Consider the following 15124-nt stretch of genomic DNA (forward strand, 5'->3'; position numbering starts at 1 on the left):
CCGGAACCGCGATCAGTTCAGCCGTGGACGGTCGAACTCCGAGGAGCGCTCACGCGGCGGCGCCGTCCGCTCTTGCGGACGGATAGGAGCCGGCGGCGGCTCACGCCGGTCCGGATCGGTCGCGCGCTCGACGAGATCCTCGAGCGTCTCCTGCTCCTGCGGACGTCGAGGCAGCTCGGTTCCCGTGATCGGTGCCTCTCCGGCCGGTGGCGGGTTGATCGGATTGCCGTCGGCGTCGACCATCTGCCCCTGATTGGCGGGCGCGTCATACCAGACTTCTTCGTCGGGCTCCGTCTCCGCCCAATCCGGCGGCGCCACCTGGGTTTCGAACTGCTCGATCGGACGGCTGGCGACCGCTCGGATCATGAAGTCGTGAAAGGCCTGGGCGGGCGCGCGACCACCCTGCAGGCCCGGTATCGCCTTGTTGTCGTCGCGGCCCATCCACACGCCGGTGGTGAGACCGCTCGAGAAGCCAAGGAACCAGCCGTCCTTGTTCGAGCTCGTGGTTCCGGTCTTGCCGGCCACCGGGCGGCCGATCTGCGCGGCACGGCCGGTACCGGTGAGGACCGCGGCCTGCATCAGATCGGTCATCTGGGCGGCGACGTGGGGCGCGACCAGCACGCGATTCTCGTTGGTTTCGTGCTGGTACAGGAGTTCGCCTTCGGCCGTGGTCACCCTCCGGATCCCGTACGGTACCACCGCGACCCCCTTGGCGGCCACTGCGGCGAAGGCGCGGGTCATGTCGATCAGACGCACTTCGGAGCTGCCGAGCGCGATCGAGGGATGGGTGCTGACCTTGGTCGTGATGCCGAAGCGCTGGGCCATGTCGGCGACTGTGCGGAATCCGACTTCCTGGGCAAGCTGGGCGGAGACGGTGTTGATCGATTGGGCGAAGGCCTGGCGGAGCGGGATCGCGCCGGCGAATCCCCGATTGCTGTTGCGGGGGCTCCAGCCGCCGATGGTCACCGGCTTGTCCTCCACCATCGAATCCGGCTTGTATCCGAATTCCAGCGCGGAGAGATAGACGAACAGCTTGAATGCCGAGCCGGGCTGACGATTGGCCTGGGTCGCACGGTTGTAGATCGACTGGACGTAGTCGCGGCCGCCGACCATCGCGCGCACCGAGCCGTCGCGGTCGAGCGCCACCAAGGCGCCTTGCGCACCCTTCGGTGTGTTGGCGTTGATCACCTGGTCGGCAAGGCGCTGCATGTTGGGATCGAGCGTCGTCCAGACTTCGATCGGCTCGATATTCTCCTCAATCAGCGTATCGAGCTGCGGCAGTACCCAGTCGGTGAAATAGCGGACGCTGTTCTGCTTGGGCGTCGGCACGATGCGGACGTCCGCCGGCTCGGCGGCGAACGCCTCCGAATCGGTGATTTCGCCATTCTTCCGCATCAGCTCGATCACCACGCTGGCGCGGCTGCGCGCAGCCTCGGCATCGGCGGTAGGGGAGTAATTGGAGGGGGCCTTGACGAGGCCGGCGATGATCGCCGCTTCGGCAAGCGAAAGCGTGTCCGCGGAGTGGCCGAAGAAGCGCCGGGACGCCGCATCGATGCCATAGGCGCCGCCGCCGAAATAAACGCGGTTGAGATAGAGTTCGAGGATCTGTTCCTTGGAGAACTTCCGCTCGAGCGCGAGCGCCAGGATGCCTTCGCGAACCTTGCGGCCGTAGCTGCGGTCGCTGGTCAGGAAGATGTTGCGGGCCAGCTGCTGACTGATCGTCGAGACGCCGCGAACCTTGTCATCGCGCTGGAAGCTGACCTGTATCCCGCGCAGGATGCCGACCGGATCGACGCCAGGATGGTAGTGGAAACGTCGATCCTCAACGGCGATCATCGCCTTCTTCATGATCTCGGGAATTTGGTCGGACGTCAGCCAGCGACCGAAGCTCGGCCCGAGCGACACCAGCGTCGAGCCGTCGGCGGCGCGCACCCGGATCATCTGGCCGAGATTGTCGCGCCGCACCAGTTCCTGATAGGTCGGCAACTGGCTCATCGCGATCCCGACTGCCACCACAAGGGCGATCAGACCCAGCAGGCTGCCGTACAGTCCGACTTTGAAGATGGTGACCAGCGTGCGCTTGAACCGCGAGCGCTTAGGAGCTTCAGTGGCCATTCTCGCCCTTGACCCAGGTTGAGGCGACCGTGACAGCCGCGGTCGCCGTTACGCAAATCAGGGCCGTTCGCTCGATCCTGATTCACACCCGGGCCGGATCCGGCTCGGGACGATTGAGCGCTAGGGATAGGGCCTCGCAACGCGGCGAACAAGCCGCACGCGGTAAGGGATTATACGGCCGGCGCTGCGGCACGCCGATTTCGCCGCATCAGCAGGTAGACGGGGAATCCGCTGGCGAGCAGCCCCGCACCCCACGCGGTCGGCTCCGCCCCCGCGCCATAGATCGCCCACAGCGCGTAGAAAGTGCCGACGATCGCGGTCACCACCAGCAAGGGAGAGCGATCCATGCGGCCGGTGCCCTGAAGCCGCAGCGCCGCCAGGGCGCAGGCGAGATAGGCGACGAGCGAGGCGAGGGTCGAAACCAACGCCATGAAGACGAACAGATCGCCCATCGAACGCGTCGCATTGCTGAGGATCAAGAGCGTGACCAGTCCGCTCGAGACGAGATGGGCGCGAACAGGGACGCCGGCACGGCTTGCGCGCCCGATCCAGGCCGGAAACACGCCGTCCCGAGCGAGCGCGGGCGGCATCTCTCCCTGAATCAGTACCCAGCCGTTGACCGCTCCCAGCGCGCTGATGGTCGCGAACAGCGCGACGAGGGAGGCCGGTCCCTCGCCCCAATAGCGGCCGATGAAATCGGCGAACGGCGCGTTCGACTGCGCCGCTTGGTCGGCCGGGAGCAGCAGCGCGACGCCCGAGCAGGCGACGAGATAGATGATGCCCGCGGTGAGCGTGCCGATGATCGTCGCGCGCGGGATCGTCCGCTCGGGAGTCTCGACATGTCCGGCGGGGATCGTTGCCGATTCGAAGCCGACCATGGCCCACAAGGTGAGCGCGGCCGTTGCGGTGACCGAGGCGAAGCTGATGTCCTCGGCCCGGAACGGCACGCTCGGTGCGGGGGTGGCGCTGGCGCCGACGCCGACCACGAGGGTGAGTAAGATCGCCGCCGCAAGCGGCAGCACCTTGAGGATCGTGGTGACCAGCTGCACGCCGCCGGCGCCGCGCAAGCTGAGGCAGTTGATCAGGGTGAAGGTCCAGACGAAACCGATCGCCGGCAGCACCGGCTGGGCCGCGAGTGCCGGCAGGAAGTGGCTGAGGTAGCTGACCGCCGCAAGCGCGATCGTCGCGACCGCGGTCCACACCGAGATCCAGTAGCTCCAGGCCACCGCAAAGCCGGGTGCGGGTCCGAACGCCTCACGGCAAAAGGCGTAAGGACCGCCGGCGCGCGGGAACCGACGGGCGAGCATCGCGAACACGTAGGCTAGGCACAACGCTCCGCCGATCGTCACCATCCAGCCGAAGATCGCGTTCCATCCATAAGGCGCCAGCTGACGGGGCATCAGAAACACGCCCGAGCCGATCATGTTGCCGATGACCAGGGCGAGGCAGATCCAGAAGCCGAAAACGCGTGTCTGGGGAGAGGCGGAGGACATGAAACGGGCCTATCGGCCCGGAAGGGGCGAATCCAGCGGGAAGCTCTCAACCCCGCAGGCACGTCCTTCGATGTCGAGCGACGCGACCCAGATCGATCCGCACGTCGGCTTCTCCGTATCCGCGAATACGCCGCCGTGGCACGCCGTCAATGTCGCCGACTTATGGATCTGGTCCACGCATGGCGCCGGCTCCGTCATCGAACAGGCCGTCATCGCTGGTGAGGTGCGGCTGCCCGATTAGCCCGTATAGATCGCCGCGGCTGGAGGTGCAGGCGCTACGATGTAGTCTGCACCGAATGGCGCGACCGGAACGTCAAAGACGAAATGGCCTGAAGCCCCTGCGGCAGCGTCTCTGGACGCCTTCCGCGAAATCCTGGTGCGGTCGAGAAGACTCGAACTTCCACGTCCTTTCGGACACAGCGACCTCAACGCTGCGCGTCTACCAATTCCGCCACGACCGCACGTGATTACCGCCGGAGCAAGCTACCCCGGTGGCTGGTAGGAGCGCGCCTCTAGCAAAGGGTCCGAAGACGCGCAATGCGCTTTTTGGAAGGCTGGTATTTCTCCTGATCAGTAGAGGAACATCGGCATTCCCTCGATGCGCATCAGCTTGGCGCGATAGGCGATCGGATCGTAGAGCCCGCCGACGTCGACGCTCTTGGTACCCTCGAGCAAGGTGCCGGCAGGCACATGCCCGTAATTGCCGCCTTTCAAGGTCACCATCCGGCCCTTCTCGCCGCGCTGCAGAAGCTGGATCGCAAGGCCGCCGAAGGCCAGGCCGACCATCCGGTCCATCGCATCGGGCTCGCCGGCGCGCATGAGATAGGCGAGCTCCTGGTGGACGATCCCGCAACCGAGCTGCTTCTGGATCGCGCGGCCGAGGCGATGGCCGATGCCGACATCGTCACGCTCGCTCGCCGGCTTGGAAAGCTCCGCGCCAGTCTCGCTGGTCTCGCCATGGATGCTCGCGCCCTCCGAGATCACGCACATGGCATAATGCGCCGGATTGGACGCCTTGTCCTCGGCCAGCAACGGCAACAGGCGGCCGAGATCCGCAGGCACTTCCGAGATGACGGTGCGATCGACCTGGGCGAGGAAACCGGCGAGCAAGGCGGTCTCGCCGCTGCGGCGTCCGAACAGCTCGATCACCCCGATCCGCTCGTGGCTTTCGACCGTGGTCCGAAGCGCGTTGATCGCCTCGACCGACCGGCTTACCGCCGTGGAGAAGCCGATGCAGTAATCGGTGCCGTAGACGTCATTGTCCATCGTCTTCGGGATCGAGATGACCGGCACGCCTTGATCGGCAAGATGCGCGGAGAAACGCAGGGTCCCGTCACCGCCAAGGGTAATCATCGCATCGATGCCCAGCGCGTCCAGCACGTGGAGCACCTTCGCGGTTTGATCTCCCGTCTTGAGCGTTCTCGGATCCAGCCGAGAGGTGTGGAGGATCGTGCCGCCCGTCCGATCGATACCGCGCACCCCGTCACGGGTCAGCGGCACGCTGCCGCTGGCGATGCTTTCGGGATCATCGGGATCGATGCCCAGCACCCCCTCCCAGCCGCGGCGGAAGCCCACCACCTCCCAGCCGAGATCGTCCGCGGACATCATGATCGAACGGATGCACGGATTGAGACCGGGTACGTCGCCGCCGCCGGTAAGGATCCCGATCCGCATCAGCCGCCGCGGCTCAGGCCGTCGGCCCGAAGCTGACCGCTATGGACGCGGCGTCTCGCGGCACATCCATATCGCTGCCGTTGATCGTGGTGCTCGCGCCCGGCTGCAGCTCCGGCACCGGGGCCGAGATGAAGAAGGCGTAGATCGCGCGACCTTGTGCATTCCGCACTTCGACCTTCACCGGAGGAACGCGTTGCACGATCCTCGTCGGATTGCTGATCGTGCCGGCCACCGAGAAGAATTCGTTTCCGCTCGCGAGCGTGCTTCGATGCGGCTTGAGGTCGATCTTAAGCGGGCTGCCGCTCGGCGCTTTGAGACCCAGCCGTCCGGCCGTACCCGGCACGCCATAATAAAGGATCGCAGCCGTTGCCGACAGCATCAGCGCGGCGGCGACGACTGCCAGGATGGTCAGCAGCCGCGCGCGATTGCGGCGCGGGCGGAACGGCGGCTCGTGCGCGAAGGCATCGAATTGCTGGGGGGCAATATCGGGCTCTTCAGGGCCGAGGATCGAGGAAGGGGGCCGGGGCGCGGCACGCGGCACCTCGTGTTGCTTGGCGTAAACGGGCTCGGTCGGCGTGGGCTGCGGCCGAGCGATCGGCGCTTCCTCCACCGGAGGCGCGGCCGCACGGGCGGCGACGGGCTGCGGCCCCGCATATCCCGGCTCCCGGGGAGGCGGCGGCGGCGGCGGGGCCGCGGCGGGCTGGGCATGGCTCGTCGAGGCGCGCGGCGGCGGCGGGTCCTGGAACCAGCTATGACGGCAATTGGCGCACCGCACCTGGCGCCCGGACGTTCCGACGGCGCTGTCGGGAACGACATAACGGGTTTTGCAGGCAGGACAGCTCAGGATCATGTGTTCAGGAAGGCCCGCTCTCAGGTGCTCGTTCAGAATCCAAGCACATGTTGTACCGCCCATGCAAGCGAATGCGCCTTTTTCGGAGGTTTACGGCCCGCCTTGCGGCGTGCCATTGACGCTGCAAGGGGCAGATGACGCGCAGCATGGCAAGATTTGGAGCGGAGGCGGGCCTGAACAGCCCCGGCAGCATCGTTCAGTTCGACAATGTCGGCCTGCGCTACGGCACGGGCGCTGAAACCCTGTCCGACCTCACCTTTTCGCTTCGTCACGGCGGCTTCTACTTCCTGACCGGGCCTTCGGGCGCGGGCAAGACGTCGCTGCTCAGGCTGCTCTATCTGGCGCAAAGGCCGAGCCGCGGCCTCATCCGGCTGTTCGGCGAGGACATCGTGACGATGCCGCGCAACCGCCTGCCGGGCTTCCGCCGACGGATCGGCGTGGTCTTCCAGGATTTTCGGCTGGTCTCCCATCTCTCCGCCTACGACAACGTGGCCCTGCCGCTGCGGGTGGCGGGGGTCGAAGAACATGATCTCGAGACGCCGGTGAAGGAGATGCTGGCCTGGGTCGGCCTCGGTCACCGCGCGTCCGCGCGGCCTGCGACCCTGTCGGGTGGCGAGCAGCAAAGGGTTGCGATCGCGCGCGCGGTGATCGCGCGGCCCGAACTCCTCGTCGCCGACGAGCCAACCGGGAACGTCGATCCGGAAATGGCCAAGCGCCTGCTCCACCTGTTCGACAGTCTGAACAAGCTCGGCACGACGATCGTCGTCGCCACCCACGATCTCCACCTGCTCTCCAGCATCGCCCGCGCGGAGATGCTGCGGCTCGATCGCGGGCAATTGCTCGATCCCACCGGCGCGCTTCGCCATCCGCCGAGATCGCACGGATGAAGGGCGGCGTCCGCAGGTTCGGCGCGGCCGATCGCCGCCTGCTGCCCGAGGGCCGACTGTCGGGGCCGATGCCGTGGGTGATCGCGATCATGATGTTCCTGACCGTGCTCGCGGCGGCGGCGGGCCTCGGTCTCGGCAGCGCCGCGGCGAGCCTCGATCGCGACACCGGTACCCGGGCCACCATCCAGATCGTCGAAGCCAATCCCGACCGCCGCGAAGCGCAGGCGCAGGCGGCGATGGCGGCGATCGAGCAGCAGTCGGGGATCCAGTCGGTTCGCCGCGTTCGCGAAAGCGAGATGGAGGAACTGCTGGAGCCGTGGCTCGGCGCCGGCGGCCTGGAAGGGGATTTGCCGATCCCGGTGATGATCGAGCTCGATCTGTCGCCCGACGCCTATGCCCGCCTCGACAGCCTGCGCGCGGCGATCGTCGAGGCGGCACCCTCGGCCAGGGTCGACGACAATGCCCAGTGGCTTGCGCCGCTCGCCTCGCTGATCGGTTCGCTGCGGCTGCTCGCCGCCGGCCTCGTCGTGCTGATGATCGGCGCGACGGCGGCAACGGTGGTGCTCGCCGCGCGGGCCTCGCTCGACACGCATCGCGGCACCATCGAAGTGCTGCACCTGATGGGCGCGACCGATGTCCAGGTTGCCCGGCTCTTTCAGCGCCGGATCGCGCTCGATGCGCTGTTCGGCGGCATCGTCGGCCTTGCCGCTGCGGCCGGTGTCCTCCTCCTCATCGGCAACCGGGTCGGTGCGCTCGGGTCTGATCTGCTCGGCTCCGCGCATCTGCCGATCCTGAGCTGGGCGATCCTGGTCGCGCTGCCGGTCTGCGGCGTGGCGCTCGCAATGGTGGTGGCGCGGGCCACCATTCTTCGTGCATTGGGACGGATGTTGTGATCGCGCGCATTCTCTCCTTCCTGGTTCTCGCCTATCTGCTCGGCTACGCACTGTTCGCGGTGTTGCTGCCGCGGCCGGCGGGCGACGAGAAAACGGATGCCGTCGTCGTGCTGACCGGCGGTGCCAACCGGATGGAACGCGGACTCGATCTGCTGAAGCGGGGTCGTGCGAAACGGATGCTGGTCTCGGGTGTCGCTCGGACGGTGCGTCCCGCCGAGCTCGCCATCCGTTACCCTGGCCACGACAGTCTGTTCGACTGCTGCATCGATCTCGGCCGGGAGGCGGTCGATACGCGCTCCAACGCCGAGGAAGTCTCCCGCTGGATGACCAAGAACAAGCTGAAGAGCCTGCGGCTGGTCACCACCGACTGGCACATGCCCCGCGCCGGGTTCGAGCTTTCGCGTCGTCTGGGCGGAGACGTCGAAGTGATCGGCGATGCGGTCGAGAGCAATCCGAGCTTCCGCCAGCTCTTCACCGAATACAACAAATATCTGCTTCGCCGTGCAGCGGTGCTGGTGGGGGTGTGATGGCGTTGCTTCGTTCCGTCCTGTTCGCCGCCATCTTCTATCTGGTCACCGTGCTGATGATCCTGGTCGCGCTGCCCGCGACCCTGATCTGGCGGCGCCGGGGCGCGCGTGCCGCCGCCCACATCTGGACCCGCTTCCATCGTTGGTGCGCCGTGCATCTCCTCGGGATCCGAACCCGCATCGAAGGACATTTCCCGCCTGGGCCGGCGCTCGTCGCCGCCAAGCACCAGGCGATGTACGAGACGATGGAACTGGTCGTCATCCTCGACACTCCGGCGATCGTGATGAAGCGGGAATTGTCCGATCTTCCGCTCTGGGGCCGGCTCGCGCGCGCCTACGGCCTGATCCCGGTCGATCGCGAGGGCGGCGCCGCGGCGCTGAGGCGCATGCTGCGCGCCGCCGAAGAGGCGGTGGAGGCCGGCCGACCGATCGTCATCTTCCCGGAAGGAACGCGGGTGGCGCCGGGCGATGCCCCGCCGCTTCAGCCGGGTTTCGCCGGGCTGTACCGGGCGCTTCGCCTGCCGGTGGTGCCGATCGCGCTCGACAGCGGGCGGCTGCTGCCGCGCGGCCGCTTCGTAAAGCATCCCGGGACGGTCACGATCCGGGTCGGCGAGACGATCCCCGCCGGCCTGCCCCGCAAGGAGGCCGAAGCGGCAGTGCATGCGGCGATCAACGCGCTGGGCTAGCCCCTCCACGCCGGCTCGAGCCGCTCCCGCAGCCGCCAGCCCGACCTCGTCGGGGATGCCCAGAGGTGGCCGAGCCTGACGGTCGCCACGCGCTGCGGCGGGGCTTTGCAGCACACCAGCACCCGCTGCGGATCGGCGGCGCACAGGATAGCGATGGCCATGTCTTCCCCGCTGGCGTCCGCCAAGGCGCAAACCGGCCGATCCGCGCCGGTGAAGTCCACCGGCAACGCAGGCTCGAAGGTCACACCCGAAAGGGCGATCGTTTCCAAGCCGAGTGAGCGGTCGAGCGCCTGCTCGCGAAGATGGCGGCGTCGCGCCGCGGATTTCCGGCGGGCGAAAGGCGAGCGCGGCAAGACGATGATCGGCCGCGACCAGCTCCTCGGCACCGGTGGTGTCTCCATCCCGATCGCGACCACGATGTCGGCGTCGACTGCAGCGATGCTCGCCGCCTGCAGCCGTCCGCCGGGGCCGGAGACGAAGCCCGAGGTATTGACCACGAACGGCGCAGTCTCCGAAAGCTTCGCGGCCGCACCAACGATCCTGGCGATCGCGAGAGCATTGGTGCTGCCGATGAAGGCGAAGCGGTCGCAAACGGGTTGTTCGCCCACGAAGCGGCCGCGGCTGACGGTGCCCGGAGGGCCGACCATCTTCTGCCCGGGATCGAGATCGAGCAAGGCGAAGCGCCGCTGCCAGGCCAGCATCCGGATGAAGCTGCTCTTGCCGGCATCGGTGGGCCCGATCACCGCGATCCGCGACGCCGGGCCGCGCGCCAGCGTTGCGACCGCATGCTGCCAGTCTTCGGGAACCTCGATGGCGCTTCCTCCTTCCGCTTGAGCTCGAACCGGAACGCTTTGAGCGCGGTTCCGTTGTTCAGCCGATCTCAAGCCAGGAACAGGAGCGTCGGTGAGTAACAGACTGGACAGTATCGACGCTTCCGTCTTCGAACCGCCGGCCGAGGCGGTCGACTTCTATGTCGAGAGCCTGCGCCTCCTCAACGAATCGGGAATTCCGTTCCTGCTTTCGGGCACCTATGCGCTCGGCTGCTACACCGGCATCACCCGCCCGACCAAGGATCTCGACATCTTCTGCAAGGTCAGCGATGCGCCTCGTATCCTCGCCTTCTTCAAGGCCAAGGGATACGAGATCGAGGTCGAGGACGAACGCTGGATCGGAAAGGTGTGGCGCGGCGAGCATTTCTTCGACGTCATCTTCAACATCTCTTCCGCAAGTCTGCCGGTCAACGACGACTGGTTTCGGGAAGTCTACGAGGTTGAAGTCTACGGATCGACCGTGCGGATCACACCGCCGACCGAGTTCATCCTCTCGAAGCTCTTCATCCAGGATCGCTACCGCTACGACGGTGCCGATGTCGTCCATGTCATCCTCAAGAAGCATGACGAGATCGACTGGCATCGCCTGATGACGGCGATGGAGCTCTATTGGGAGCTGCTGTTCATCCACATCCTCAACTTCCGCTTCATCTACCCGACCAAGCGCGATCACATCCCCCGCTGGGTGTTCGACGAGCTGCTGGAGCGGATCCAGGCCCAGGCGGAGCTCCCGCCTGGGGGCATCGACATCTGCCGCGGACGGCTGCTCAGCCCCCGCGACTACATCACCGACATCGGAGAATGGGGTTTCGCCGACGTGGTCGGCAAAGGCCTCGAGGAACGGCATGAGCGAAAACACTGATACGATCACCGTCGCCGCGATCGGCGACCTCCACGTCACCGATACCAACCACAACCGCTACCGCGATCTGTTCGCGGAAATGTCCGAGAAGGCCGACGTCGTCGCGCTCGCCGGCGATCTCACCAATTTCGGCAAGGTCAGCGAAGCGGAGATCCTCGCCGAGGATATGCGCGCCTGTACCATCCCGATGGTCGGCGTGCTCGGCAACCACGATTACGAGGCCGGCCAGGCCGACGAGGTGGTCAAGATCCTCCAGCAGGCGGGTCTCACCATTCTCGACGAGCAGGCCTGCGTGATCAAGGATGTCGGCTTCGCCGGCGTGAAGGGCTTTCTCGGCGGCTTCGGGCGTGGCGAGCTCGGCGCGTTCGGCGAGGATTCGGTGAAGGTGTTCGTCGACGAGTCGCGCAACGAAGCGCGCAAGCTCGAAAATGCCTTGCGCTCGCTGCGCACCGACCGCGCCGTCGCGGTGCTGCATTATGCGCCGGTGCCGGAGACGGTGGAGGGAGAGCCGCTGGAGATCTTTCCGTTTCTCGGTTCCTCCAGGCTCGCCAACGCGATCGATCGCTTCGACAACGTCAAGGCGGTGGTCCATGGCCACGCGCATCGCGGTGCCTATTCCGGCCGCACCCCTCGCGGCGTGCCGGTGTTCAACGTCGCGCAATTCGTGGTCGAGCCGGCGTTCGGCCGTCCCTACGCCTTGCTCGAAATCTAGGCTCAGGCGGGCTCGGCAGGACGGGCCGGCGGAGGAGCCGGGGTCGGTTGAGGGCGCGGCTGGCGAATGACCTGCGGCGCCGGCCGGGTTTCAAGCAGGGCGGCGGTCTCGATCTCGTCGAGCGCCCGGCGGGCGCCGAGATAGCGGCGTGCCTTGGCCACCCAACTCGCCGCGCGGTCGCGTCCAGGAAGCCGGGTGACTTCGGCCAACGCCACTTCCACCTGGCCCCCTTCCAGGCTGGAGATTGCCCGCCGCAGCCGTTCGGACGCGAGCGTCGACTGTGTACCCTCCTTGCGGATCGAAACCAGGCTGCCGAGTTCGGTCTGGAACGCCGCCCACCAGCTCTGATCCGGGCCGCCGCTGACCAGGAACGGCTGCACCTGGCGAAGCTCCTCCTGAAGCTTCTGGAGGGTGATGGGATCGCGGGACGCCGTAATGATCGTGGCGACTGCCTGCGGCTGAGTGGCGGCGAAGCGTTGCTGGAGAAGGCCCTCGATATAGCCGAGCGCCACCCCCCGATCGAGCGCGCGGCGCGCGGCGAAGGCGACCAGCAATCCCTCGGCGCGATCGGCATTGCCGACCGCCGCGCGGGATTGAACGTCGAGCTGCGACACACGCTGCTCGAGCCGTGCCACACGAAGGCTGGTCTCCGGATCGCCGGCCATCTGGCCGGGCTGGAGCGGCGCGAGGACAGGCGCCGCCGGCTGCGGCGCCTGTTGTACCGGGCGGTCTGCAACGACCGGTGCGGGCGGGACGATGCCGAGCATGGCAGCACCTTCGTTCCAGCGAGACAGCAGCCAGGCCATCGCAGCCACGCCGGCGAGAAAGGCGAGCAGCAAGCCGATCAGCAATTGGACGATACGGCGCCTCGGCCGTGCGGCGGCGAGATCATCGCCAGGGCTGTACTCCATGCTCACCGATCCCGTCCCGTCATCTGCGACGATCCAGCCTTGCACAGCTGCGCCGCGAGTTCCAGCAATGCCTCGTCACGCGGGGCGGCAGCGACCGAGAGCCCGGCCCAGCCGCCGCCCGCCGCATCGGCCGTGGCCCTGCTGATCGCGGCGATCCGGATAGGAGTCTTATCGGACACCAAGCCGGCGAGGCGGCGTGCCGCGCGCGGAGAATGGAGGAGAATGAGTGCGCCGCCGGCGATCGCGCATTCGGCTTCGGCCGGAAGGCCCGGCACCGTTTCCGCTGCATAAACGATCCGCCGCTCGAGGTGAACGCCGGGCCAGTGGAGGGCGACGTGGTCGCGGCCGCACAGATGCAGGACGCGGTCGCACCCGTCCCCGGCCGCCAGAGCAAGGGCCGCGAGCCCATCCGACGGACCAGTCACGACCTTGACCGCTCCTGCTTCTCGCGCCGCCGCCGCAGTCGCGTCGCCCACGGTGTAGGTGGGGAGGTTCGGCAACGGTCCGCCGTGGCGCGCCGCATTGGCGCTGGTCAGCAACAACGCATCGAAGCTGCCCTCCGGCAGAGCCCAGGCGACTGGACGAACCTGGAACAAAGGGGCGACGATCGGCTCCATGCCCATCGAGACGGCGCGCTCGGCTGTCTCGCTCGCGCCGGGCTCAGGCCGCAAAATCAGCAGCCGCGTCACCCCGCGAAGAGCGCCCGCAGACCCGGCGACGCCCTGCTCAGCAAGGCGCTTGCGAGCGTCAGCGGCGTTTCCCGGTCGTCTACTGCAAACCGTTCTTCGCAGCGTACGATCTCGCTTCCATCTGGGCTGATGATTTCGGCACGCAGGTGAATCTCGTCGCCGTCGAGCCGCGCCAGCGCCGCGATCGGTGATCGGCAGGTGCCGCCAAGGCCTTCCAGCAGGCGCCGCTCCGCGGCGACGCAGAGATGGGTGGCGCGGTCGTCGATTGCTGCGATCAGGTTACGCGTGCGCCGATCGCCGGTGCGAACCTCGATGCCCACAGCGCCCTGTGCCGGCGCCGGCAGGAAGTCGTCTAAGACGACTCCGATTTCGGGGTGATTGAGGCGCTCCAGTCCTGCGGAGGCCAACAGCGTGGCATCGGCCTCACCGCGGTCAAGCTTCCGCAAGCGGGTCTCGACGTTGCCGCGGATCGGCACGATCACCAGATCGGGCCGCCGCGCCAGTATTTGCGCGGCGCGTCGCGGAGACGAGGTGCCGACCCGCGCACCTGGCGCCAGCCCCTCCAGGCTGTCGGCGCCGATCAGACGGTCGCAAACGCTTGCTCGCGGCAGCATCGCCGCGATCAGCAGCGTCTCGGGCCGGAAGGTCTCCACATCCTTCATCGAATGGACCGAGATGTCGGTGCGACCATCGCCGAGGCAGGCATCGAGCTCCTTCGTCCAGAGGCCCTTGCCGCCGATCTCGGCGAGCGGTCGATCGCGGACGATGTCGCCGGTGGTGGTGATCGGAACGATCTCGATCCGCTCCGGACCCCAATCATGGGTGTCCCGGAGCGCGGTCGCGACCATGCGCGCCTGCGCGAGTGCAAGCGGCGAACCTCGTGTACCTATGCGGATGGTGCCCATCATGGGGAGGTTGTGCTAGCGGGTCGCGCGATGGCAGGGAAGCGCCGATGAGCCTTATCCTCGGAATTGAATCAAGCTGCGACGAAACCGCGGTGGCGCTGGTCACGCGCGAGCGCGAGGTGCTTGCGCATCGACTCGCCACGCAGGAGAGCGCCCACCGTCCCTATGGCGGCGTGGTTCCCGAGATTGCGGCCCGTGCGCATGTCGAGATCCTGCCGACCCTGATCGAAGAGGCTCTTGCCGACGCGAAGGTAAGCCTCTCCGACGTCGACGCAATCGCGGCAACGGCAGGCCCCGGCCTCGTCGGTGGCGTCATGGTGGGGCTCGTCGCCGGCAAAGGATTGGCGCTCGCGGCCGGCAAGCCGCTGATCGCGATCAATCATCTCGAAGGACACGCGCTCTCGCCGATGCTGAGCGAACCCGATCTGGCTTTCCCATACCTCCTCCTGCTCGTCTCGGGCGGTCACTGCCAATTGCTGTTTGTCGAGGCCCTCGGCCGCTACCGGCGGCTGGCGACGACGATCGACGATGCTGCCGGCGAGGCGTTCGACAAGACCGCGAAACTGCTGGGCCTCGGATTCCCGGGCGGACCGGCGGTGGAGCGCGCCGCGGCGGAAGGCGACAGAAATTCCGTGCCACTGCCTCGGCCACTGGTCGGCTCGCCCGAACCGCATTTCTCCTTTGCGGGACTGAAGAGCGCGGTTCTCCGCGCCAGGGACAGTGGCCGTTATCGACCGGAGGACATCGCTGCCTCGTTCCAGCAGGCTACGGTCGACTGCCTGGTCGATCGCACCGCCCGCGCGCTCGGCCGCGCAGCCGGCGCCACCGCTCTGGTCGTCGCCGGCGGCGTCGCTGCCAACAAGGCGGTGCGCTCCGCCCTCACCGCGCTCGCGGAGCAGCGCGGCCTCCCCTTCGTGGCGCCGCCGTTATGGCTGTGCACCGACAACGCGGCGATGATCGGTTGGGCTGGTGCGCTTCGCCTCGAAGCCGGACTGACCGACGGCCTCGATGCCCCTGCCCGGGCGCGCTGGCCGCTTGATCCCGATGCCGAGAAGGTCCGCGGCGCGGGTGTGAAGGCGTGAAGCGGCTT

16 protein-coding genes and 1 tRNA gene are annotated in these 15124 nt (G+C 67.3%); 8 read left to right on the forward strand and 9 right to left on the reverse strand.

Annotated features, from left to right (window positions below; all coding sequences use genetic code 11):
* Window positions 1–12: 12 nt before the first annotated feature.
* Window positions 13–2115 carry a transglycosylase domain-containing protein gene (locus ETR14_RS10650; RefSeq protein ID WP_129384581.1) on the reverse strand — a complete coding sequence of 701 codons (2103 nt, stop codon included), beginning with the start codon at window positions 2113–2115 and terminating at the stop codon, window positions 13–15.
* Window positions 2116–2285: 170 nt separating this feature from the next.
* Window positions 2286–3608, reverse strand: a complete 1323-nt coding sequence (locus ETR14_RS10655) for an amino acid permease (protein WP_129384582.1) — start codon at window positions 3606–3608, stop codon at window positions 2286–2288.
* Window positions 3609–3678: 70 nt separating this feature from the next.
* Here ETR14_RS10655 and ETR14_RS28325 point away from each other — a divergent pair, with 70 nt between their 5' ends.
* Window positions 3679–3849: a hypothetical protein gene (locus ETR14_RS28325; RefSeq protein ID WP_165356403.1), complete on the forward strand. Its 171-nt coding sequence runs from the start codon at window positions 3679–3681 to the stop codon at window positions 3847–3849.
* A gap of 133 nt (window positions 3850–3982) precedes the next feature.
* Here the strand turns inward: ETR14_RS28325 and ETR14_RS10660 are convergent.
* The 3 genes from ETR14_RS10660 to ETR14_RS10670 all read right to left on the reverse strand — a co-directional run bounded on the left by ETR14_RS10660 (window position 3983) and on the right by ETR14_RS10670 (window position 6132).
* Window positions 3983–4069, reverse strand: a tRNA-Leu gene (locus ETR14_RS10660).
* 109 nt (window positions 4070–4178) lie between these two features.
* Complete coding sequence (locus tag ETR14_RS10665; protein ID WP_129384583.1) at window positions 4179–5282, reverse strand: 6-phosphofructokinase; 1104 nt, start codon at window positions 5280–5282, stop codon at window positions 4179–4181.
* Window positions 5283–5295: 13 nt separating this feature from the next.
* Window positions 5296–6132, reverse strand: coding sequence for a zinc-ribbon domain-containing protein (locus tag ETR14_RS10670; RefSeq protein ID WP_129384584.1), 837 nt, complete (start codon window positions 6130–6132; stop codon window positions 5296–5298).
* Window positions 6133–6278: 146 nt separating this feature from the next.
* Between ETR14_RS10670 and ftsE the strand changes: the two genes are divergently transcribed.
* The 4 genes from ftsE to ETR14_RS10690 are packed head-to-tail and all read left to right on the forward strand — an operon-like array spanning window position 6279 to window position 9125.
* The gene (gene ftsE, locus ETR14_RS10675; protein WP_129384585.1) at window positions 6279–7019 is read left to right on the forward strand and encodes a cell division ATP-binding protein FtsE; all 741 of its coding nucleotides are present in this window, start codon (window positions 6279–6281) and stop codon (window positions 7017–7019) included.
* On the forward strand, window positions 7016–7912 hold the full coding sequence (locus ETR14_RS10680) for an ABC transporter permease (RefSeq protein WP_129384586.1): 897 nt from the start codon (window positions 7016–7018) through the stop codon (window positions 7910–7912). Before ftsE ends, ETR14_RS10680 begins: the two co-directional genes overlap by 4 nt.
* The gene (locus ETR14_RS10685) at window positions 7909–8439 is read left to right on the forward strand and encodes a YdcF family protein (RefSeq protein WP_129384587.1); all 531 of its coding nucleotides are present in this window, start codon (window positions 7909–7911) and stop codon (window positions 8437–8439) included. Before ETR14_RS10680 ends, ETR14_RS10685 begins: the two co-directional genes overlap by 4 nt.
* Window positions 8439–9125, forward strand: a complete 687-nt coding sequence (locus ETR14_RS10690) for a 1-acyl-sn-glycerol-3-phosphate acyltransferase (protein ID WP_129384588.1) — start codon at window positions 8439–8441, stop codon at window positions 9123–9125. Before ETR14_RS10685 ends, ETR14_RS10690 begins: the two co-directional genes overlap by 1 nt.
* Here ETR14_RS10690 and ETR14_RS10695 read toward each other — a convergent pair.
* A complete protein-coding gene (locus ETR14_RS10695; RefSeq protein WP_129384589.1) occupies window positions 9122–9868 on the reverse strand; it encodes a Clp1/GlmU family protein in 747 nt (248 codons plus the stop codon). The genes ETR14_RS10690 and ETR14_RS10695 overlap by 4 nt on opposite strands.
* A 160-nt stretch (window positions 9869–10028) precedes the next feature.
* Here ETR14_RS10695 and ETR14_RS10700 point away from each other — a divergent pair, with 160 nt between their 5' ends.
* Together ETR14_RS10700 and ETR14_RS10705 are read left to right on the forward strand one after the other, a co-directional pair.
* On the forward strand, window positions 10029–10817 hold the full coding sequence (locus ETR14_RS10700) for a nucleotidyltransferase family protein (RefSeq protein WP_243455860.1): 789 nt from the start codon (window positions 10029–10031) through the stop codon (window positions 10815–10817).
* Window positions 10801–11529, forward strand: a complete 729-nt coding sequence (locus ETR14_RS10705) for a metallophosphoesterase (RefSeq protein ID WP_129384590.1) — start codon at window positions 10801–10803, stop codon at window positions 11527–11529. Before ETR14_RS10700 ends, ETR14_RS10705 begins: the two co-directional genes overlap by 17 nt.
* 2 nt (window positions 11530–11531) lie before the next feature.
* On the opposite strand, the gene ETR14_RS10710 is transcribed toward ETR14_RS10705, so the two are convergent.
* Genes ETR14_RS10710 through hemC form a run of 3 tightly spaced genes read right to left on the reverse strand, consistent with a single transcriptional unit; the run spans window position 11532 to window position 14037 of the window.
* Window positions 11532–12440: a hypothetical protein gene (locus ETR14_RS10710; RefSeq protein ID WP_129384591.1), complete on the reverse strand. Its 909-nt coding sequence runs from the start codon at window positions 12438–12440 to the stop codon at window positions 11532–11534.
* A 2-nt stretch (window positions 12441–12442) separates the two neighbouring features.
* Window positions 12443–13129, reverse strand: coding sequence for a uroporphyrinogen-III synthase (locus ETR14_RS10715; protein ID WP_129384592.1), 687 nt, complete (start codon window positions 13127–13129; stop codon window positions 12443–12445).
* Window positions 13126–14037 (reverse strand): hydroxymethylbilane synthase, encoded by a 912-nt coding sequence (hemC, locus tag ETR14_RS10720; protein WP_129384593.1) that lies wholly within the window; start codon window positions 14035–14037, stop codon window positions 13126–13128. Before hemC ends, ETR14_RS10715 begins: the two co-directional genes overlap by 4 nt.
* Window positions 14038–14081: 44 nt before the next feature.
* On the opposite strand from hemC, the gene tsaD reads away from it, so the two are divergent.
* Window positions 14082–15116: a tRNA (adenosine(37)-N6)-threonylcarbamoyltransferase complex transferase subunit TsaD gene (tsaD, locus tag ETR14_RS10725; protein ID WP_129384594.1), complete on the forward strand. Its 1035-nt coding sequence runs from the start codon at window positions 14082–14084 to the stop codon at window positions 15114–15116.
* Window positions 15117–15124: the final 8 nt, after the last annotated feature.

This window comes from Sphingosinicella sp. BN140058, assembly GCF_004135585.1.
In the GTDB taxonomy this organism is placed as follows: Bacteria; Pseudomonadota; Alphaproteobacteria; order Sphingomonadales; family Sphingomonadaceae; genus Allosphingosinicella.